Annotated in this window: 17 protein-coding genes; all 17 read right to left on the reverse strand. The window is 69.9% G+C overall.

Features of this window, described 5'->3' with window-relative positions; all coding sequences use genetic code 11:
• Window positions 1-54: 54 nt before the first annotated feature.
• The 17 genes from ACQUSX_RS07620 to ACQUSX_RS07700 all read right to left on the reverse strand — a co-directional run bounded on the left by ACQUSX_RS07620 (window position 55) and on the right by ACQUSX_RS07700 (window position 20179).
• Window positions 55-414 carry a hypothetical protein gene (locus ACQUSX_RS07620; RefSeq protein WP_428906341.1) on the reverse strand — a complete coding sequence of 120 codons (360 nt, stop codon included), beginning with the start codon at window positions 412-414 and terminating at the stop codon, window positions 55-57.
• A gap of 85 nt (window positions 415-499) precedes the next feature.
• Window positions 500-1255, reverse strand: coding sequence for a DUF2510 domain-containing protein (locus ACQUSX_RS07625; protein ID WP_428906342.1), 756 nt, complete (start codon window positions 1253-1255; stop codon window positions 500-502).
• 118 nt (window positions 1256-1373) lie between these two features.
• A complete protein-coding gene (locus tag ACQUSX_RS07630; RefSeq protein WP_428906343.1) occupies window positions 1374-2165 on the reverse strand; it encodes a hypothetical protein in 792 nt (263 codons plus the stop codon).
• Window positions 2141-3016 carry a hypothetical protein gene (locus tag ACQUSX_RS07635; protein WP_428906344.1) on the reverse strand — a complete coding sequence of 292 codons (876 nt, stop codon included), beginning with the start codon at window positions 3014-3016 and terminating at the stop codon, window positions 2141-2143. Before ACQUSX_RS07635 ends, ACQUSX_RS07630 begins: the two co-directional genes overlap by 25 nt.
• A 26-nt stretch (window positions 3017-3042) precedes the next feature.
• Window positions 3043-4725 (reverse strand): type VII secretion target, encoded by a 1683-nt coding sequence (locus ACQUSX_RS07640; protein WP_428906345.1) that lies wholly within the window; start codon window positions 4723-4725, stop codon window positions 3043-3045.
• Between the two features lie 16 nt (window positions 4726-4741).
• The gene (locus ACQUSX_RS07645) at window positions 4742-5491 is read right to left on the reverse strand and encodes a hypothetical protein (RefSeq protein WP_428906346.1); all 750 of its coding nucleotides are present in this window, start codon (window positions 5489-5491) and stop codon (window positions 4742-4744) included.
• Between the two features lie 116 nt (window positions 5492-5607).
• Complete coding sequence (locus tag ACQUSX_RS07650; protein WP_428907613.1) at window positions 5608-6888, reverse strand: S8 family serine peptidase; 1281 nt, start codon at window positions 6886-6888, stop codon at window positions 5608-5610.
• Window positions 6888-8204: a type VII secretion protein EccB gene (eccB, locus tag ACQUSX_RS07655; protein ID WP_428906347.1), complete on the reverse strand. Its 1317-nt coding sequence runs from the start codon at window positions 8202-8204 to the stop codon at window positions 6888-6890. Before eccB ends, ACQUSX_RS07650 begins: the two co-directional genes overlap by 1 nt.
• Window positions 8205-8207: 3 nt before the next feature.
• Window positions 8208-9560 (reverse strand): type VII secretion integral membrane protein EccD, encoded by a 1353-nt coding sequence (eccD, locus tag ACQUSX_RS07660; protein ID WP_428906348.1) that lies wholly within the window; start codon window positions 9558-9560, stop codon window positions 8208-8210.
• Window positions 9561-9638: 78 nt separating this feature from the next.
• Complete coding sequence (locus ACQUSX_RS07665; protein ID WP_428907614.1) at window positions 9639-10352, reverse strand: hypothetical protein; 714 nt, start codon at window positions 10350-10352, stop codon at window positions 9639-9641.
• Entirely contained in the window at window positions 10349-11995 is a 1647-nt protein-coding gene (locus ACQUSX_RS07670; protein WP_428906349.1) for a serine/threonine-protein kinase, read from the reverse strand. Before ACQUSX_RS07670 ends, ACQUSX_RS07665 begins: the two co-directional genes overlap by 4 nt.
• Window positions 11992-13341: an FHA domain-containing protein gene (locus ACQUSX_RS07675; RefSeq protein ID WP_428906350.1), complete on the reverse strand. Its 1350-nt coding sequence runs from the start codon at window positions 13339-13341 to the stop codon at window positions 11992-11994. The genes ACQUSX_RS07670 and ACQUSX_RS07675 overlap by 4 nt, the downstream gene beginning before the upstream one ends.
• Window positions 13338-14156 (reverse strand): PP2C family protein-serine/threonine phosphatase, encoded by an 819-nt coding sequence (locus ACQUSX_RS07680; RefSeq protein WP_428906351.1) that lies wholly within the window; start codon window positions 14154-14156, stop codon window positions 13338-13340. Before ACQUSX_RS07680 ends, ACQUSX_RS07675 begins: the two co-directional genes overlap by 4 nt.
• The gene (locus tag ACQUSX_RS07685) at window positions 14153-15574 is read right to left on the reverse strand and encodes an RDD family protein (protein ID WP_428906352.1); all 1422 of its coding nucleotides are present in this window, start codon (window positions 15572-15574) and stop codon (window positions 14153-14155) included. The genes ACQUSX_RS07680 and ACQUSX_RS07685 overlap by 4 nt, the downstream gene beginning before the upstream one ends.
• Window positions 15571-17952, reverse strand: coding sequence for a transglutaminase-like domain-containing protein (locus ACQUSX_RS07690; RefSeq protein WP_428906353.1), 2382 nt, complete (start codon window positions 17950-17952; stop codon window positions 15571-15573). Before ACQUSX_RS07690 ends, ACQUSX_RS07685 begins: the two co-directional genes overlap by 4 nt.
• Window positions 17949-19208: a DUF58 domain-containing protein gene (locus tag ACQUSX_RS07695; protein WP_428906354.1), complete on the reverse strand. Its 1260-nt coding sequence runs from the start codon at window positions 19206-19208 to the stop codon at window positions 17949-17951. Before ACQUSX_RS07695 ends, ACQUSX_RS07690 begins: the two co-directional genes overlap by 4 nt.
• Window positions 19208-20179: an AAA family ATPase gene (locus tag ACQUSX_RS07700; RefSeq protein WP_428906355.1), complete on the reverse strand. Its 972-nt coding sequence runs from the start codon at window positions 20177-20179 to the stop codon at window positions 19208-19210. The genes ACQUSX_RS07695 and ACQUSX_RS07700 overlap by 1 nt, the downstream gene beginning before the upstream one ends.
• Between the last annotated feature and the right edge of the window lie 14 nt (window positions 20180-20193).

Here is a 20193-nt window from a genome sequence, read left to right on the forward strand (position 1 = left end):
GGTTGGCTTTCAGACGGTTGAGTCTTTCAACGTGCTGTCCCATGTTCCCCCCGATCAGACCGCGATGGCCTTGGTCGGTCCGCCCGACACGTTGTAGAGCAGATTCTGGTAGTAAGCCTTCTGACCGTCGTCCAGCTGATCGGTCTCCTTGATCGCCTTCTCGAGATCCACGCGCGCGTCTTCCAGCTGCCGGCCGATTTCGTCGAGCCACAGCTGCGCGGAGTTGTACCGGCCTTTGAGCGCATCGGTCAGAGCGACGGCCTTTCCATCTGCCGTCCACAGACTGGCGGTCTGCCCCTCACGGAGATTGACCATCACCTTCCGCGATGAGGCCAGCGTCTCGACGCACTCCTGCAGAAGCTTCACCTGCGAGTCGGCGTAGTCCGCGTTCATCTGCATGACCTTCATGACCATCACACTCCCCTCCGAGATCCCGCTCGCGACGATACTAACCCGAGAGACCGCGGGGCCTCCATGGGGATTGCTCCCCATCCATCGGTTACTGCGGATCGCAGGCCATCGTCGCCTCGGCCGCCACCTGGATCGCCAGATCCCGCTCCGGGCCGGTGATATCGGCTCCGGCGGCGACGAGCTGGAGAGCCTCGTCCGACAGCTCGGAGTCGTAGAAGTACTGCCCGGTGCACAGGTAGAACCCGGGGACATCGTCGTACTGCGTGATGCCCCCGTCGTGCAGCAGCATCCTGGTGCCCTCCCCGAGCGACTCCGGGGAGGGACGCGAGTCGGCGTTCTCGGAGGGCTGCTCACTGGCCGGCGGGACGGGGACTGCCGACGGCAAGCCCTGGCCGGCGGTGCTCACCAGCGACACGAACAGCACGACAGAGAACACGATGGCGCCGATGATCCCGCCGACGACCGACAGGACGATCCCGACGACCGAGGGCCACTTCTTCGTGTTCTTCTTGAACACGGCGATCAGCGACACCACCAGCGCAGCCAGGAGCACCACGCCTCCGATCACGAAAGTGGCCACCGTCGGGATGCACGCCAGGATCGTGCCCAGCACCGCCAGACCCAGACCGACGAAACCCAGCGTCGGCGTCAGCTTCGGACCCGCGGATGCCGGTGAGGCCAGCGACGTTCCGGGGTACGGGACGTCCGACTGCGCAGGCGCCGCCTGGCTGGCAGCGCCGTCGTCGCCTTCGCCCGCGGGCGCGTAGTTCTCGGTCCACTGCGTGCCGTCCCACCAGCGCTGCCGCCCGGAACCGTCGTCGTACCATCCGGCCGGTGTGCTCATGCGGATTCTCCTCGTCGTCTTCGTCGCGCGTCGACGACGCGCGACCCCTCCTCGCGGCGCGAAAGCACCGCTATGTGTATATCAGCTCGACCCGATGCACTCTCTGCGAGCCGATGGGTCACACACTGGCGCCGGCGGTCTCCTGCGCGACGAACGCGTCGAGCAGGGACAGATCGTCGGTGGTCACGATCCGCGCGCCGACCGCGTGCTCCACAAGACGCGCGCGCTGGGCTGCGGGGGTCTCGCCGTCGGTCCCGCGTCCCAGACCTCGGATGCCATGGCGGGCGAACTTGTCGGACAGGCTCCCCAGCCGTCGCTCGAGCTTCTCCACCGGCCATCCGAGTCGCGTGGCCACCTGCTCTGCCGTCGGAAGCTGCACCGCCCCCTCCGCGCGCCGGCGGAGCAGCGGCTCCGCCAGCGCCGTGAGGACGATCCGCTGCATGGGAGAGAGGAGTTCGGCAACCCCGCTCGCCTCAGAGACCGGGGTCCAAGATGTCGACACCTCGTAGAACGGCGTCTCCGCGGTCAGCGACAGCTCGTACGTCGTCGAGCCGGCGGTGAACATGATGGTGGTGACGCCGAACACCAGCGGCATCGATGACCCCGGGGCAAGCCACGACTGAGCCAGCCCGTCAGCCGACGCCACCGATGCGGTGAGCCCGGAGCCGACGTTGGCCAGCCACCACATGCCGTCGCGCTCGGATATCTCCAGGAATCGCCTGTGCATGTACGGGTTCGAGTCGATGGAGAGATCCGCGGCCCGGCCGATGACGAACACCGTCCCGGCCGGGATGCTCTCGCGACGGCCCCCGAAGTCGAGCAGCAGCGCGCCCCGCGATGTCGAGTCCGCGGTGGTCTCTGCCGGCTGCATCCCCCCGGACACCGTCACGCCGCCGTGTGGCGGGGCCATGCCCCGTTGGGGAACGCGGCGGTCGAGCCGAGCGAGTTGGTGACCTCCATCATGAAGTCCGACGCGGCCTGGTTGGCGGTCAGGATGATGTTCACGAGGCCGATCACGTCGGTGATGAACGAGACCACCGCGAGGATGATGGTGCCGACCCCGCCCGGCGCGCCGATGACCGAGACGATCTCGGCGATGCCGAGCCCGACCCCGATCGCCGTGGTGATCGCGGCGATGGAGAACGCGACCCAGAAGTCGACGATCGCGTCGGCGAAGGTGTTCAGCTGCTCGTCGATCATGACGCACTTGGAGTAGACATCCTCCGCAGCCGGCTGCTGCAGCTCGACCCGTGCGATGTAGGCGTTGTGGGCCTTGCCCTCCCAGTTCCCCGTGCTCGGCAGCGCGGACGGCACGATGGTCGCGGTGGCCTGCGTCGCCGGCGCGCCCACGCTCTCCACCCAGCTCAGGCCGGCCTGGCGGAGCGTGGTCGGGCTGCCGACGTAGGCGAAGATCTCCGCAGTCTTCGAGATCGCCTCGTTGACCTTCTCGAACATCTTGTTGAGCAGTTCCTGGATCTTGGCGATCAGATCGCCGATCAGCGGAATGTGCGTCGCGAGTCCGATCAGCTCATTGATGAGACCGATCACCGAGCTCGCGCCGTCGACGAATTCCTGGAACTTCGACTTGGAGTTCGCGACATCCGATGCGTTGTCCCGGCCGCTGCCGCCGGCGGGACCGCGCCGACCCGGCGTGCTGGGCGAGCGGTCGGCGCCAGGGCCGAATGCGCTGGGGGGACGGTTGGGGGAACCGGACGGGCCGCCACCGTGCGGTACGCGGGGGATCCTGGGACGTATTGCCATGATTTCGTCTTCTTCCAGTCGGGAGATCAGCTGTTGAGCCGGGTCTGCCAGGTGGGCACCGCGGCTGCGGGGGTGGAGTCGCTCGTCGTATCTCCGGGCTCTGCCGCGATGCCGCCTTCGGCGGGCATGGGCGCCGGCGCGGGCTGAGCGATGATCGGCTCGCCATCGACGTCACCCTCACCGGGAACCGGGGTGGGCTCACCCTCGACGTCACCCTCACCGGGAACCGGGGTCGGCTCGCCATCGACGTCACCCTCACCCGGAACCGGCGCGGGCTCGCCGTCGACGTCGCCGCCGGTCTCGCCATCGACGTTCGGCTCAGGAGTCGGCGTGACATCACCGCCGGTCTCATCAGGCAGCTCGGCATCGACGTCCGGCTCCGGAGCCGGTGCGACATCGACGTCGCCGGAGACCTCAGCGCTCGATGCGCCGCCGGCGGCCTGGTCGCGCAGCTCTGCGGCCTGGTCACGGAGATCTGCGGCCTTGTCGCGCAGCTCGGCGGCATCTTCGCGGGCATCCGTCATCTCTTCGAATGCCTCGTCCTGCGTTGCCTCGAGTTCTTCGATCTTGAGACGGATCGCGGCCGCCTCAGCGCGCTGTGCGGCAGCATCCGCCCGCAGCGCCGCCGACTCGGTGCGCGTCTGCAGCGCGGCGTCGGGATCGCCCGCAGCCGCCTGCTGCTCCGACTTCAGATCGAGCTCCGTGGCGCGCCGATCGAGATCGGTCGCGCTGCGGTCCAGTTCCGCCGCACGGTCCTCGAGCGCGTCGATCTCCGCCTCGATGGCCTCGACCTGCTGCTGCGCCGTGTCGGCGTGCTTATCGGCCTGGTCAGCCTGACGATCGAGTGCGTCCGCACGCGCGTCGAGCTGGTCCGCCTTCGCGTCGAGCTCTGCATCGAGGGCGTCGTCCTGCACCTCGCCGTCGATCTCGCCGTCGACCTGGGGCTGGTCGACGGTTCCGCCACCGCCACCGGTGCTCCCGCCGCCCCCGACGCTTCCGCCGCCGCCGACGCTTCCGCCACCACCGGTGCCGCCGCCGGTACCGCCACCACCGGTGCCACCGCCGGTGCCACCGCCGCCGTTGACGGTCGGCTCAGACGTGCTCACGTCCTTCTTCTGGTTCGTTCCCGACGTCTGGTCGGTGTCGTCGTATGACGTCGCGGTCAGCCGAAGCGACTCAGCGAAGCCGGTGTGCGCACCGGGCGCCGTGCCGAGAAGCTGCACCATCGTCGCCTGGAACGTCTTGTAAGCGCTCGCGGCCTGCCCGCCGATGAACGAGAACGCCGCTGCGTCGATATCCAGCCCTTCGGCCGCGGACGTGATCGAGCCGTATGAACTCGCGGCCGAATCCCAGAGGCCGGCGTCCTTGCGCAGGAACTCGGTCTTGACGTCGACTTCGCCTTCGGGACCGAAGGACGACGGCCCGGGCTGTGGCGGTGGGGTCGGAAGCACCGACTCCCCCTCTGCCTCGGGCAGCGGCGCCGGGTCGGCAGTGTCGACGCCGCCGCTGAACGGATCGGAGCCGCCGCCGAATCCCCAGTTCCCCTGGGCCGCGTTGTTGCCCGCGCTGACGATCTCATCGATCGGCGTGGCCGCATCGAGCACGTTCGTCAGTGCGCCGATGGGATCCCCCTCCGCGACGTTTCCTGCGAAGTCGACGATCTCATCCACCGGGTTGACGGCATCGACGATGTCACCAAGTACACCCATGTCTACACTTCCTCTCTCAGCGGATGGCGCCCATGCGGCGCATCAGCTCGCTGGGGTTGTGCCCGATCTTGGCGAGCTGCTCGATCGCCGGGAAACCCTCATACTTGTTCTCGCGCTCGCGAGCGGCCATCGCCATGACGCCGTTCATCGCGGCGACGATCTCGCGCTCGATCACGCTGTCGTTCGTGTTGCGAACCCAGCGCTCGTCCAGCGTCACCGCGGTGATCGTGTCTCCCTCGCGGGTGACCGCGATGGTCTTCGACGAGTTCACGCCGTCGCGGGCCTGACGGGCGCGCTGCGCGCGGTGCGCCAGGAAGTCCTGCTGCTCGGCATCCGCCGCGTCGTACATGGCACGCAGCTGCTCCCGGCCTTCGATCGCCCAGTCCGCGCTGGGGTCTCCGAGCTCGACCGGGGCGGGCATCGGCACCGGCACGTTCGCGGTCGCGATCGCCTCCTCGGCGTTCTCGGTGTACGCCTTCATCCACAGTCCGATGCGCTGCTCGAGAGCACTCCGGTAACACGTGCTGACGACGAGGCCGAGGCTCTCCTCGCCGATCGTGTCCCGCCAGTCCTCGTCGAGGACGATCGCCTCGACAGCGCCGTTGCGAGCGAGCGTGAGCTTCACGGCCCGCTTCTCGTCCTCCACCGTGACAGAGGTCATCTCGTCGGATGCGGCCGACAGTGCGCGCAGCTCCCGCTGCAGCTCCGCCGCAGTCTCCTGCAGCTCCGCCATCAGCCGGCTGGCATCCGCCATGTCCATGTTCACGATGGTCTCCCTCTCTCTCGGACCGATGAGGCAATCCTACGGAGAGCAGCAGAAGCGCCATAGGGGGAGGACTCCCCATCACCCTGCGGCGAGAGGCCGACCGTGACGCCGGGGATTCAGCGGCGCGCGCGGCGCGACCGTGCCCGTGCGAGAAGAAGCACGATGGCCGAGATCGTCGCTCCGGCGCCGAACGCCCACCCGACGATCGCCCTCGCCGGATCGAGCGGATCCGGGACCGGATCGATCGAGATCGTGCGGGGAGGGGTGGGCACCGGCGTCGGTGCGGGGTGCACGGCAGACGGAGGCCCTGGCAGCATCCCGTCGTCGACGAGCGCGAGCGCCTCAGCCGGGCGCACCTCGCCCCAGCCGACCGTGTTGCTGCGCTCGGCGGGCGAGACCCGCATCGCCGACTGCTTCAGCCGGAACGCCCACTGGTCGGGCGACTCGTCCGGAAAGCGCGCCGCGACGAGTGCGGCGGCGCCCGAGACCACCGCGGTGGCGTAGCTCGACGACGCCGAGTCACCGTTGAAGACGCAGTCGCCTCCCGAGATGTACGTCGACGGCATCGCCTGGCCGGGCGCGGCGATGTCGACGTGCGCTCCCGCATACGACGAGTTCGGATCCCACGTCCCGTCGCGCAGGACGCCCGCCACCGCGAGCGCCCCGTCGAGCTCTCCCGGGTAGAAATGTACGGGGTCGGGCCGGTTCGAGTCGGCCGTCTTGCGGTTGCCCGCGCTTGCGATGACGAGGGCGCCCCGCGAGCGGGCGAAGTCGACCGCGGTGCGGTACTGGCCTGCGGACTGGTCGTCCGACAGCGAGACGTTGATGATCTGGGCGCCGTGCTCAGCCGCCCATCGGATGCCCGCTGACACGGATGCAGCCGACGGCCCGGTGATGTCGCGGGAGGACTGACCGTCCTCGGGGGCGGATTCGAACGCGCGGACGGGCATGATCTTGGCTCCGGGGGCGATGCCGACCACGCCGGAGCCGTCGACCGGCCGCGCGGCGATGAGGCCCGCGATGGCCGTCCCGTGCCCGAAGAGGTCGTCATCAGCGGGAGCGGATCCGTCGCCGAAGGTGGTGTGTCCGCGCACCAGCGCTCCGGAGAGGTGGACGTTTCCGGCCTCGACGCCGGAATCCACGACGGCCACCGTGACCCCGCTGCCGCGGCTGAGCGCCCAGGCGTCCTCCAGTCCCAGCCGCTCGACCAGATAGCTGGTGGCCGGCGTGAGAACCCGCTGTCCCGGCGTGCACTGCTGCGCTGTCGCGTCGACGCTCGGGGGCGTCCCGGTCGAGGACGCCGCGGATGCCGCGTGGGGCGCGCCCGCGCCGGCGGTGAGGAGCATCGCGATGACACCCGCTGCTGCCGCGGCGCCGCGCAGCGCACGAGGGCGCATCACTCCGCCTGCCTCGGTGCCGTCCTCTGCGCGATCGCCTGGCTGAGCGTCGGGCCCTGTGCGAGCAGCTGCGTCCACGACGCGGGGACGGTCACGGACGCGTCGGTCTTGTATCCCAGCAGCCCCAGATCGGTCGCGGACTCGACGGGGAAGAACACGCCGGCCTCCGACACGAAACCGTAGGTCGCGCCGGTGCCGGTGCCCTGAGTGGTGACGGCCGTCCCTGAACCGGGCGTGACGCGTGTTCCCGGCTCGAGCTCGGCCGGAGCGGATGCCACGGAGACGACCGGGCCGTCACCGCTCGGCTCCATCTGCAGGCACGCGGCAGTGGGATCCTCGGCGACGACGGGCACCTGCCGAGGCCAGTCGTCGGGCACGGCGTCCGAGTTCACGTTGCGCAGATTGGTGGCCTCGGCCACGGTCATGACGACGGGCTCGACGCCGACGTACGCGGTCATCAGAGTGCGCGTGAATGGCGTCGCCGGGACGAGGTCACCCCTGCCGTCGACGATGTACTCAGCCACGATCTCGCCGTCGGCCTCGGTCTGAACAGCCTGACCGACCATGAGTCCCGCGGTGCCGCTGTCTGACCCCAGTTCGCGGCCCAGGTCGGCGCCGAGCGGCGTGCCCGGCACGACGAGATTGAGCCAGAGCGCCGACACCGTCGGCACTGCCTGCACATCGTCGATGCCCAGGAAGACGCTCGCGACCACGGCGACGTTGTCGGCCTCGACAGCGTATCGGCGGGCGCCCTGGATGTACCAGTACTCGCCGTCGTCGTCTTTGACCAGAGCCGCCTGATCGGGCGGCCCCGAGGGGTCATCGAGCAGGCGCGTGGAGATCTCCAGCGGGTACGCGGCGGCGACGCAGCTGAACCAGGAACCGGTGTACTGCCGATCCGGAGCCGGCAGATGGTCGGGGGCGCCCTCGATGCCTACCGGTGTCGGGTCGCGATCGATGCCGTCGAGCTTGTTGGCCGGCACGGAGGTGATCTCGGAGGTCCCGGCGAGCAGGCGCGCACTGGCGAGGTTCCTGATGGGGTACAGGGTGTCGCCGAGGGCCACGTAGCGCGACCCCTCCCCCTGGACGACGATGATCGAGCCGTCGCCCCAGCCCTTGGGCAGGCTGCCGGTGAATGTGCCGATCAGCAGCGACACGATGACGGTGAGGATCGCCAGCACGACGCTGACCACGACGCCCCGCAAGGGTTTTCCCGGTGGCAGCTCACGCCCGCCCGGTGCCCCGCTGGTGAAGGCGGTGCGGAGACGGCGGCGGTTGAACGCCTGCGCCTGAAGCAGCTCGGATTTCGACGCCATGGATCAGAACCAGCCTCCGGCGATGATGGCCAGCGGCAGCAGCAGGGCGATCATCGCCCATTCGGCGAAGTCCGCGAAGCGCGTGAGACCCAGCCGTGCCTTGGTTCCGAGCAGTACGACCACGATGACGCAGATCGCCGCTGCCGTGAGGCCGACGACCAGTCCGCCGATCCACTCCGGATGCACGACGATCGCGGTCAACACACCGAGGGCGACGCCCGACAGCGCACCGGATGCCACGGCGATGATGTCGAAGCGGGAGTACACCTGCCTGGTTCCGAGGAACATGCCGATGTACGTCACCGCGCTCAGCAGCAGACCCCAGAACCCGGATGCCACGACCGGAACCGTCGCGATCAGCACGATCAGGCAGACGGCGATGCGCAGTGAGACCTGGTACCGGTGCGCGCGGACGTAGAGCTTCGCGACATCCTCCGGGGAGATGTGCGTCGGTGCGTCGTACACTTCGGAGTCGTCCCGCGCCGAGACCACGCGCAGTGGCACCGACGCGAGTGCGACCCACGGGGCTCCGAGCCCCGCGATCGCCGCCACTGCCATGACAGCTGCGAGCGTGCCCGCGGTGGGTGCATCGAGCAGAGCGGTCAGGGCGCCGATCACGAGGAGGACGCCGCCGACGACCACCGGGATGAGCCCGTATTCGCGCAGCCGCTTCAGCGCGAGCATGGTGATGGCGCCGAAGACCAGCATCGCCGCGCTGCCGACGATGAGTGGCGTTCCCCAGCCGTCGTCCGACGGCATGAGGGTGTAGCCGGAGACGCCGGCGTACACCGAGGACACCAGCGCGAGGGCCATCGCCGCCTGCTGCGGCGCGGCCGTGCGATCCATCACCAGAGCGCAGACCAGGAGCACGACGGCGGCCGCACCCGACCCCGCGGCGGTGATGACGGTGCCCGTGTCGATCCACGCCCAGACCGCCGGGACGAGGCCGAGCATCAGCAGAACGGATGCCACCACGGTCGCGGTCGTGACCGAATTCTGGGAAGACCATGCGGGAGCATTCTCTTCTACGACGTCGGCGACGGCCTCCACGAGATCGTCGTAGCGCTTGGACACCGCCGCGGTCGCGCCCTGCTCGAGGACGAGGAAGTCCCCGTCGTGCACCGACTGCGCCGACAGCGTGCGGTCGCCGTCCAGCGGCGTCCCCTCAGCGCGAACCAGGCGGAACCCCGACGAGGCGGAGACGTTGTCGAGAACGCGAAGACGCCGGGTGAGCGACGGGAGCACCTCTGCGACGGGAACGCCACCCGGCACCGACACATCGATGCGCTGGGACTCCCACTGCACCGTGATGCGCATGAGCTGCGTCGGCGCGACAGCTGTCGTCTGAGGCGACATTCATCCCCCGCTTTCATTGAGCACGCGCGCTCCACAATATCGCGCGGTCGGCAAGATCCTCTGCATGCGCAGTGAGGGCTACGCGTCCGCGTCGTCCCCGCCGGCAGCCACGGCGTCGAGCAGCGCCAGGTCGTCTCTGGTCACCAGCCGGCTGGACACGGCGTGCTCGACCAGCCGTGCCCGCCGGTTGGTGGCGAGACGGCCCTGCCCTCCGCGCATGCCCTGCACGCCGATGCGGTCGAACTTGTCGCACACGTTGTCGAGCTTGCGGTTGAACCGCGTGCTGGTCCAGCCGAGCCGCTCGGCCGCCTGAGCGGAGCTCGGGATCTCACTCGTGCCGGTCCCCTCTCGCCGCAGCACCGGCTCCGCCAGCGACAGGATCAGCAGCTTCTGGCTCGCGGTCAGCGGCACATGCCCGATCGTCGACTCGCCGTCATCCGAGCTGTCGCGGGGTGCGATGCGGAACGCCGGGCCCTTCATGTGGATCGTCAGCTCGTACGTCGTCGGTCCTGCGGTGAAGACCACGGTGGTCTGCTCGAACACGATCGGCAGCCTCGCCCCCGGTGCGAGCCACGCGTTCACCCCGCCGGATGAATCAGTCACCGTCGCCGTGAGGCGCGCTCCGACGTTCGACAGCCACCACAGCCCGTCGGCGTTGGAGATCTCCAGGAACTGCCTGTGCAGGAAGAGGTTGTCGTCGAGTTCCAGGTCTCCCTGCCGTCCGACGTAGAACGGCTCGTCCGTGTCGAGCGAGAAGTACTCCCCCGCGTACTCCACCGTGAGATCCATCAGTCCACGCACCCCCTGATCGGCTGCGGGGACGACCTGCCGTCGTCCCTCCTCAGCACCACCTCGATGCAGGTGCGCTCGGAACGCGCCCCGTCGAGTGTGACTTTGTTCTCCGTCGTGCTGCTCGGCTCGCCGGCACCGTCGAGGGTCACCTCGTACCACAGGTACGAGTCCCCCTCCTCGGGCTGCGGATTCTGCCACGAGAAGCTCACGACACCGCCGTCGCTGCTGCCCTCGAGATCCGAGACCGAAGGCACGAGGCCGGCAAGCGGGTCCTGCGGCGCAGGAGTGTCCGCCGTGGTCGGCTCGGGATCCGGCACCAGCGCGTCGGTGATGGCCCCGGAGAACGCGATGCCGACCACGAGCGCCGCCACGCCCAGCCCGGCGACGAGCCAGCCCCACCACGGCATGCCCGAGCGGCTCGGGGACGGCGGCGCGTCGTGGACGGATGCTGCCGGAGCCGCCGCGGACGGGCCGGCCGGCGGCCGGACGCCCGCCTCGGGTGCGACCACGGTGGGTCGGCGCAGCACCGTGGCCTCGTCGTCCTCCGCGGTCGCCGGCGCCGACGGCATCCGACGCTGCGTCTCGTCGAGATCTGCCGCCGCGGGCGGATGGTCGAAGCGCGGAACGTTCGCGACCGCGGCATCCGGCTGCTTGCGCAGCGTCGTGGCGGACGGTCGAGTCGAGGACTGCGTATCGGGATTGATCGACCTGACCTCACGGACCCGCGTCAGGCCGTCGTCGTCATCGTCCTCGCCATCGTGGTGCGGGTGCTCGTCGACGATGTCGATGGGCGTCACCGAATGCGCGAGCTCGATCTGCACCTTCTGCAGGGCGCGGGCGAACGCCACTGCACTCGGATAGCGATCGTCGGGCCGCTTCGACATCGCACGGGCGAGAGTCGCCTGCAGGCTGTCGGGCATGTCGGCGCGTCCGAGGGGCGGCACCGCCATCCGCTCGATGCGCTCGATCAGATCGGCGCTGCTGTTGCGCTCACCCTTCCGCTCGAACGGCGAGCGTCCGGAGAGCAGCGTGTAGACGGTCGCTCCGAGTGCGTACACGTCGGTGCGCACTCCGGTGGTCGGGTTGTCGGCGAAGGACTCCGGCGGCGACCAGGGGATGGACATTCCCGCGGCCTCGCCGTCGGATCCGGAGGCAGCGGTCGTCGACGCGATGCCGAAGTCGGTCAGCGCGGGCCGGTTGTAAGCCGTGACGAGGATGTTCGCCGGCTTGATGTCGCGGTGCAGCACTCCGGCGCGATGGGCGGTCTCCACCGCGCCGCTGACCTGCACGCCGACGCGCAGCGCCTCGGCGACCGAGAACGGCTCCTTGCGCGTGCGGATCTGCAGGTTGGGCTTGGGGCAGTACTCCATCACCAGGTACGGACGGCCGTCGTCCGCCACGCCGGCCTGGTAGATGGTGACGATGGCGGGATGCGTCGACAGCAGCGCCATCACGTTCGCCTCGTTGGTGAACTCCTCGGCCGCGCCCGCGGTGAGGCGATCCGCCAGCAGCACCTTCACTGCCACCTCGCGCTTGGGCAGCTGCTGCTCGTAGAGGAAGACGTCGGCGAAGCCACCCGTGCCCAGTGGGCGGACATAGGTGAAGCCCGGCAGCTGGGGCGGCGGCGAGGCGACGCGTGTCATCCGAATTCCTCGATGGCGACGGTCACGCCGTCACCCACGTCGATGACGTCCCCTCCGAGCACGAGTGTCTGCTCGCCCGGGTGCAGGCGCACCGGGTCCGCCCCGGGGCGCAGCAGCGTCGAGCCGTTGGTCGTGTGCAGATCGATCACGACGACGGAGTCGCCCTCCGGACGGACCTCGAGGTGATTGCGGGAGATGTCCGACTGCGGGCTGTCGACCGCGATCAGGTGCGGCAGCGTGGCGCCGCTGGCCCGCGTGGAGCGGGGCTTGCGTCCGATGATGACGGACCGGTCGAGCTCGACAACCTGACCGGTCGACATGCGGATCCGCGCGGAGGTCGACCCGCCCTGGCCGTCCGAGAGCACCGGCATGACCTCCGTCGGCGCATCCGGGGCTGAGGTCGCGCCGCGCAGGCGCCGGGCCTCGGCGAGGGAGATCGTGGCACCGTCGTGATCTCCGATGTCGGTCGCAGCCGGTGCGGCCGGCGGGGCGGGAGGCGCCGGCGGCGGCAGGACGGCGGGGACGGCCCCGGGAACGGGCGGCGCAGGCATCGGCGGCGCGGGCTCCGCACCGCGGACGGGCGGGGCGATCGTCGCGCCCAGATCCGGCTCCCCGAGTGAATCGCCCTCAGCGTCCTGCTCCATCGCTCGTCCACGCAGGTCCGCGACCTCGTCGGGAGCGATCGTCGCGGTCGCGACCTCATCGGTGACGGCCTCTTCGGTCGGCGCTGCATCGGCGCCCGCCTCAGGGTCTGCCGGCTCGGCGGCAGCGTCCTCAGCCGTGGCATCCGCCTCTTCAGGTGCGTCCTCGGGCGCGTCCTCGGAAGTCACCGGAGATTCGGCGTCGGCCGCCTGCTCTTCATCGTCATCCGTCGTGATCATCGCCGTAACGTCTTCGTCGGCTCCATCGGCCGCCTGCTCGGTGAACGGCTCCCCGACGCGCACGCCGGAGGCGAGCACCACACCGGAGCGGATCGGATACTCGACCGACGATGCCGCGCCGAATCCGATCTCGAAACGCGGCGGCTCTGCGATGAAGCGCTCACTCCAGGTGGTGATGTGCTCACCCGAGAAGCTCTCATCCAGGCCGGTGCTCACCGTCACCGCCCCGCGAACGGCGAACCGCGTGCCGTTCGGTCCGATCAGGGCGACGGCGAACGAGCCCAACCCGGTGATCGCTCCGCCGGAGAGCACGTCGATGACCTCGGTCAGCTCGGGGACACCGCTGCCGAGCATGGCGGACAGCGCGACGACCTTGTCCGCGCTCGCATCCGCCGGGAGGGCGGCGATGCCGGATTCCTCGATGACGACCTGCCATTCTCCTGGCCGATAAGTGACGTCATTCATCGCATTCCTCCATCCACCGCCGCACGCGGACGCGTGTCGGCAAGGTCATCGGCTTCGTCGGCCTGCACGTGGATGCCGCGCGCGGACGCCACGGTCACTGCATCGACGACCACCACGGTCACGTTGTCCCGCCCGCCGAAGCGCACTGCATCCGCCGTCAGGATCTCGGCGGCGCGCTGCGGGTCGGATTCGCTGCGCAGCACCTCGGCGATGTGCTCATCCGTCAGCTCGGTCGTCAGTCCGTCCGAGCAGACCAGCATCCGATCTCCGCTCTCGGCGGGGAAGAGCCAGTAGTCGGCGTCGCCGACGCTGCCGGCGCCGATCGCGCGCGTGATGATGTTGCGCCGCGAATCGGACTTCGCCTGCTGAGGGGTGATCTCGCCCTCCTCGATCAGCTCCTGGATGTACGAGTGATCGACGGTGATCTGCTCGAGCTCTCCGTTGCAGAACTGGTAGGTCCGCGAGTCGCCGATGTTCAGCACGAGCCAGTAGCCGAGGCCGTCCACCGCCGCGATCGCGACGCCGCTGAGCGTCGTTCCCGCGCCGGCGGCGCCGTGATGTCCCAACGCTCCCACAGCGGCTCGCGAGGATGCCAGGGCGTCGTTGAGGTCGCCGATCGACAGAGCTTCCCTGCCGATCAGACGGGAGAAGTGCTCGATGACGGTGGCGCTCGCGACCTCGCCCGCATCGTGCCCGCCCATCCCGTCGGCCACGATGAACAGCGGGGCCGCTGCGAGGTACGCGTCCTCGTTGAGCTTGCGGCGCGCGCCGACGTCGGTGGCACCTGCGCTGGCGGTGACGATCGGCGCACTCATACGTATCCTCCGATGGTCACGATGCGATCGCCGATCTCGAGAGAGTCGCCCAGTCGCACTGGCACTCGCTGCCCCGGAGGGCACGCGATGCGGACGCCTTCGCGGACGACGACGGTCCCGTTCGTCGACTGCCGGTCCATCACCCAGCCGCCCCGCGTCGTGGCGCCTGCCTCGAAGTGGGTCTTCGACAGCGAGCGGGTCTCGTCCCGCACGGCGACGTTGGTGGCGCCGCTGCCCTCTTCGGGGTTGCGTCCGAACACGGTGCGCCCGGACACCGTCGCCCGCTGTCCGTCATCCCAGGTGAACACCAGGCGGTGCCCTGGCACGCTGATGCGCGTCGACTCGATGTCGTCCATGTCCTCGATGTCGTCGAGATCGGGGGCCGCAGGCTGCGTGGGCTTCGCGTGCGTGACCGGAGGGGCCGGGAAGTCGGGCAGCGCCGCCGGAAGCGGCGGGCGGGGAGGAATCGGCGGGGCCGGAGGAACCGCCTCGGCTGGAGGAACCGGCGGGGCCGGAGGAACCGCCGGGGCCGACGGGGCTGACGGCTCCGCGACGACCTGATCGGCATTCCCCGACCGCTGCGGGGGCTCCTGGGTGATGCCCGGGACGAAGGAGATGAGCGGATCGTCGGGGAGGTCTCGATGGATGCGAGGTGAGATCACCGTATGCTCGACGAACTCGTCGTCGGCTGCCTCGTGGGAGACCGACGGCTCGGCGGGCGCCGTGGGGGCGATCGGCTCCGCAGGCTCCGGAGGGCGCACCGCGAAACCGGAGCCGGGCTGTGCGGCAGATGGCGGCGGCGGGAATCCCTGGGGGCTCGGCGCGAATCCAGGCATCGACGTCGCGGCGGCGGGCGCCGCGAATCCGGGCATCGCGATCGGCGCGCCGTCCGCCTGGGCGCGATCGGGAGCGGCCGGCACCTGCGTCGACACCGCCTGCGCGGCGTTGCGCGATGCGGTGCGCGCGTCGAGCATCACGGCGCCGGCGACCTTGTCGTGCCAGCCCTGGAAACGGCCCGAGCCGTCGAACAGAACCGAGAAGTAGCCGACGACGATGCTGGCGGCCAGGCCCCAGATGACGTTGCGCAGCAGCGCGCGACCGAAGCCGATGGGGGCGCCGTCGGAGGCGTTCGCGAGCCGGATGCCCTGTGCGCGCATGCCGATGGAGCCGCTCCCCGCCTGCATCACCGTGTAGACGATGAGCCAGGCCAGCATCAGCACGCCGACGACCGGCATGACGACGAACGTGAGCACGAGCACGGCGGCGGCGGGATCATCCCCGCCCAGCGCGGTGACGGTCATCACGATCGCGACGATCGTGCCGATCACGGGGATGATCGCGGCGATCAGGGCGTCGATGACGTACGCCACGACCCGTCGCTGGATGGGCGCGACGTCGCCGAAGGGAAGCATCGTCATCGGTTCTCACTCTCGGAGGTCGTGCTCTTGCTGTCGATGTTGCCAGGTTCGCGCTTCACGCGCGCGGCTGCGGCATCGCGGAGCCCCTGCATCCGAGCCGTCAGCCGGCTGCCGCCGGTAAGCGAGCGGATGCTGAGCCGCGCCTTCGTGCGTGCCCAGAACCCGGCCCCGGCGCGGATGCCACCCACGGCTTCATCGACCTCGCGCCAGAACGCATCGACGTCCTCGGCCGTCGGCTCGCCCGGGCCGAACACCTGGCTGTCGGCGCGCACTGCAAGCGCCGTGGCGGTGGGAGCGGCGACGGCGGATGCCACCACAGCCGCCTCCTCGCCGCGAGTCGCGCCCGGCGCGAGCCGTGCTCCATGGTCGACGGCGCGGTCGGTCAACTCGTCCCAGCCGCCACTGATCCGATCGGAGATCCTCTCGGCGTTGCGCCGCGATCGCCTCTTGGCGGCCTTCCAGGCGCCGATCACGATGAACGGCGACAGCAGCAGGAGCAGCGTGCCGAGCGAGATGCCGGCGATCGCCAGGATCATCCCGATGATGCCGAGGATGTTCGGGGTGTCGTCCTGCGGCTCGCGGTCGTCGGGGACGGTCGGCGGCAGGTCGACCGGCTCCTGCGGCGGAGGCGGCGGCTGCAGCACCTGCGGCTTCGGGTCGACCCGCGGCTTGGTGTTCTGGTTCTTGGGCACCTGGTCCTCGGGCGGAGTGGGGTCGAACGCCACCCAGCCGATGCCCTCGAAGGGCACCTCGACCCAGGCGTGCACGTCGTCACCGGTGGCTTCAAAGACGCCTCCGGCGTCCTCTTCGTCGGGGTAGTACCCCATGACCACCCGAGCGGGGATTCCGACCTCACCGGCGGCGAGCGCCATCACCACGGCGTACTGCTCGTCGTCGCCGACCATCTGATCGCCGCCCAGCAGCGTGCTGATGCGCTCGGCGGTGTGCCCGGCGCGCGAGAGGACCTCTCCCTCGAGTCCGTGGCTGAAGAAGCCGTCCTTCGAGAAGTGCGCCTCCAGGGCGCGCACCTGCTCGATCGGCGTCTCGGCATCGGTCACCACGTCGGCCGCGATGTTCGCCAGGTCCTCGGGGACGTATGACGCGGTGTGCGGCTTGACGTTCGCGAACGCGGCGTCCTTCAGCTGCGCGTCGGTCGGCTCGACGGGCACGATCGCCTCGACGGTGTACGTGTCGCCCTTCTCGAGCGAGGCGGTCGCGACGGTCGTATCGGTGGTGTTGTTGACGTAGGTGCTGCGACGCAGCTGCTCACCCCGTGAGCCTGTGTACGTGATCGCGTCGAGGATCGGCGCACCCGGCACCCAGACGCCTTTGTACTCGTCGATCGCGAATCTCAGCGTGGTCGGCACGCCCTCGGCCTCGGGCGCCATGCCGGAGCGCAACGGTGTGAAAGCACTCGAGGACCCAGGACCGCCGTCGGTGACGTTGTAGACCGTGCCGTCCCAATCGTCCATCGCGCCGATGCGCACACGGGCGCCCTTGGGCAGTCCCTCGACGGTGAACAGCGTCTTGGTCTTCTCGTCGCGCACGTTCTTGCGGAACGACTGCAGCGGGCTGGCGTAGTCGCGGATGTCGAACGGCGGGATGATCGCGTCGCGGAAGACGTGACGCGGCTGCGCAGGAGCAGTCGCCGCGCTGAGCCCGACGCCGGCGCCGGCGGCCACGGCGATGATCGCGATGCCGCCGATGAGACGTCGCACCCGCATGTGCCTGGCGCGGTCCGGGTCGGCCTCAGAGACGTCGACGGCGTTCTGCTGCGGTGCCCACCACGCGCGCAGCGACAGCCAGAGCACCGTGACGGCGGCGAGCACGAGACCCTGCACGATCGGGAACGCGGCCTGCGGCACGCCGAGCGCGATCACCAGCACGAGCGCGCCGACGATCGGGAGCAGCGCCCACACAGCGCGCTGCAGTCGCAGGGCGAGCGAGGCCGCGGTGACCGACGAGACCAGGCTGATCAGGAACGTCACCAGCAGGTGACCGTCCTGCACCGATACCGGCGCGACGGTGGTGAGCAGCTGCTTCCACGAGGTCACGGCGCCGAGGGCGAGCGCGCGCAGTGTGTCGAGCGTCGGCACGATTCCGGCGATCGTCGTGTGCGGCAGGGCGAGCGCCCCGCCGAAGACGAAGTAGGCGCCGATCGTCAGGCCGGTGGCGATGAGGATGCCCCAGTGCAGCCATGCGCAGACCAGGGCGATCGCGATGCCGAGCAGCAGTCCGCCGACGACAGAGATCAGGAACGCCGGTCCGCCGAAGGTGGGCCAGAATCCGACGAGAGCGACGAGCAGCAGCAGGCCGACGGCGGCGACGTCGAGCGCCCAGCGCCGGATCGGCCGTTCGGACAGGGAGAGCGCGGTCATGCGAGAACCTTCTGAAGAGCTAGCGGCAGCTGGTCGAGCGCGCCGACCGTGACGACGTCGGCCTCCGCGATGCGGCGCAGGGCGGGCTGCTCGAGACCGGACTGCACGACCACCGCCAGGGCCTTCGCGCCGAACGGCAGTCGCGAGCACGCCTGCCGCAGGTCCTCCGAACGAGTGCTCGATCCGCACACCAGCACCACGACGCTCGCCAGCGGCATGGTCGCCGCGAGCACGCCGGCGAGGTCGGCGATGCCGCCCTCGCGCGGCTTGGACGGCTCGACCATCGACAGCGAGTCGAGCAGGCGCTTGCCGGTGCCGGATGCCAGTTCTCGACCCTGCACGCGTACGTCCACACGCTGGGAGTCGCGCAGGGCCCGCAGACCGATCGACCCGGCAACGGAGACCGCCAGTTCGAGCTCATCGTCGGTGCGGTAGTCGCCGCGCGAGCGGGACAGCCCGATCACGAAGTGGGAGCGGCGGGTCTCCTCGAACTGGCGGACCATCATGGTGCCGGTGCGTGCAGTCGATCGCCAGTGCACGTGGCGCAGATCATCGCCAGGCTGGTATTCCAGCAGAGCGTGGAACGACACGTCGTCGCGGGAGAGGTCGGCGGCCGGAAGCCCCTCCAGGTCGCGCAGGAAGCCGAGCGACTGACCGCCGAACAGCACGGTCTTGGGGTGCACATACAGATCGACGGGATCATCGCGCCGATGCGCACGCTCGAAGACGCCGAGCGGATCGCCGCGCACGATGCTGACCGGACCCACCTTGACCACACCACGGCGCTGCGTGGGAATCGCGAACAGCTCTTCCGCCTCCTCGCCCGCAGCGAGTCGCTGCACCGAGAAGTCACCGCGCCCCGAGCCCACCGGCAGCACCACGCGCGAGGGCAGGATCGCCCGTGAGCTCCGGTTCGCCAGCGTGAGTGCGCCGATCGCGCGCTCGCCCACCACCACACGGGTGCGAGCCAGATCCAGCGACACGTCATAGGTTGTGCGGCCGATCAGGAATGCCGCGCAGATCAGCAGCACCAGTCCGAGCATCCACGCCGCCATGATCAGCTCACGCCATCCCAGCAGCGCGCCGGTGATCCAGAACAGCACGGTGAGCGCGAGCAGCGTCCACCCCAGCGGGCGCACCACCGAGGCGATGAGCTGCATCCGGCGCAGCACGCGCGCGCCGACGACGGCTGCGACGTCGCGCCAGCCCGCCTCCTGCTCGCCCGCCCCCGGCGCGGCGATCGTCCCCTGCGACATCAGGCCGCGGTGCGCGCCTGCGGAGCGGCGACACCCTCCAGCACCCGGGCGATCACGGTGTCCGCCGTCGTGCCGGCGAACTCCGCCTCGGGGTCCAGCAGCAGACGGTGCTGCCACACCGGACGGGCCAGCGCCTTGATGTCGTCCGGCAGCACATAGTGACGGCCGTGCGCCGCCGCCCACACCTTCGCGATGCGCACCATCGCGATGGCACCGCGCACCGACACGCCTAGCCGGATCGCCGGGTCATTGCGGGTCTCCTCGGCGAGCTCTGCCGCGTAGCGCAGCACGGCGGCCTCGACATGGACGGTCGCCGCGAGGTCGGCCATGTCGGCCACCGCACCGGTCGTGATGACCGCCGACAGCGACGCGGAGGGGTTGCGCTGCGACGCGCCGGCGAGGATGCGCGCGGCCACGTCGAGGTCGGGGTAGCCGATTGAGGTCTTGATCAGGAAGCGGTCGAGCTGCGCCTCGGGCAGCTTGTAAGTGCCCGCCTGCTCGACCGGGTTCTGCGTGGCGATCACCAGGAATGGCCGACCGGCCTCGTGAGTGACGCCGTCGACGGTGACCCGCGATTCCTCCATGACCTCGAGCAGGGCCGACTGCGTCTTGGGCGAGGCGCGGTTGATCTCGTCGGCCAGCACGATCGACGCGAAGATCGGCCCCTTGTGGAACTCGAAGCGGTGCGCCTGCTGGTCGTAGATCGTCACGCCCGTGACGTCGGAGGGGAGCAGGTCGGGCGTGAACTGGATGCGCGAGCTGGTGCCCTGCACGGTGGCAGCGACCGCCTTTGCGAGCTGGGTCTTGCCGGTGCCCGGCGCGTCCTCGAGCAGCACGTGGCCCTCGGCGAGCATGGCGGAGAGCACCAGACTCACCACCTCGGGTTTGCCCTGCAGCGCCTTGTCGATGTTCTCGACGAGGCGGTCGAAGGTGCCCTGGAACCAGGCGGCCTGTTCGGGGGTCATGCTCATTCGTGTCGTTCCTT

The organism is Microbacterium alcoholitolerans, assembly GCF_050408615.1.
Lineage (GTDB): Bacteria > Actinomycetota > Actinomycetes > Actinomycetales > Microbacteriaceae > Microbacterium.

What these genes read in the sequence shown, in the direction of transcription:
- ACQUSX_RS07620 (WP_428906341.1), bottom strand. Translation starts at nt 414, where the DNA reads ATGGTCATGAAGGTCATGCAGATGAACGCGGACTACGCCGACTCGCAG.
- ACQUSX_RS07625 (WP_428906342.1), bottom strand. Translation starts at nt 1,255, where the DNA reads ATGAGCACACCGGCCGGATGGTACGACGACGGTTCCGGGCGGCAGCGC.
- ACQUSX_RS07630 (WP_428906343.1), bottom strand. Translation starts at nt 2,165, where the DNA reads ATGGCCCCGCCACACGGCGGCGTGACGGTGTCCGGGGGGATGCAGCCG.
- ACQUSX_RS07635 (WP_428906344.1), bottom strand. Translation starts at nt 3,016, where the DNA reads ATGGCAATACGTCCCAGGATCCCCCGCGTACCGCACGGTGGCGGCCCG.
- ACQUSX_RS07640 (WP_428906345.1), bottom strand. Translation starts at nt 4,725, where the DNA reads ATGGGTGTACTTGGTGACATCGTCGATGCCGTCAACCCGGTGGATGAG.
- ACQUSX_RS07650 (WP_428907613.1), bottom strand. Translation starts at nt 6,888, where the DNA reads ATGCGCCCTCGTGCGCTGCGCGGCGCCGCGGCAGCAGCGGGTGTCATC.
- eccB (WP_428906347.1), bottom strand. Translation starts at nt 8,204, where the DNA reads ATGGCGTCGAAATCCGAGCTGCTTCAGGCGCAGGCGTTCAACCGCCGC.
- eccD (WP_428906348.1), bottom strand. Translation starts at nt 9,560, where the DNA reads ATGTCGCCTCAGACGACAGCTGTCGCGCCGACGCAGCTCATGCGCATC.
- ACQUSX_RS07670 (WP_428906349.1), bottom strand. Translation starts at nt 11,995, where the DNA reads ATGACACGCGTCGCCTCGCCGCCGCCCCAGCTGCCGGGCTTCACCTAT.
- ACQUSX_RS07675 (WP_428906350.1), bottom strand. Translation starts at nt 13,341, where the DNA reads ATGAATGACGTCACTTATCGGCCAGGAGAATGGCAGGTCGTCATCGAG.
- ACQUSX_RS07680 (WP_428906351.1), bottom strand. Translation starts at nt 14,156, where the DNA reads ATGAGTGCGCCGATCGTCACCGCCAGCGCAGGTGCCACCGACGTCGGC.
- ACQUSX_RS07685 (WP_428906352.1), bottom strand. Translation starts at nt 15,574, where the DNA reads ATGACGATGCTTCCCTTCGGCGACGTCGCGCCCATCCAGCGACGGGTC.
- ACQUSX_RS07690 (WP_428906353.1), bottom strand. Translation starts at nt 17,952, where the DNA reads ATGACCGCGCTCTCCCTGTCCGAACGGCCGATCCGGCGCTGGGCGCTC.
- ACQUSX_RS07695 (WP_428906354.1), bottom strand. Translation starts at nt 19,208, where the DNA reads ATGTCGCAGGGGACGATCGCCGCGCCGGGGGCGGGCGAGCAGGAGGCG.
- ACQUSX_RS07700 (WP_428906355.1), bottom strand. Translation starts at nt 20,179, where the DNA reads ATGAGCATGACCCCCGAACAGGCCGCCTGGTTCCAGGGCACCTTCGAC.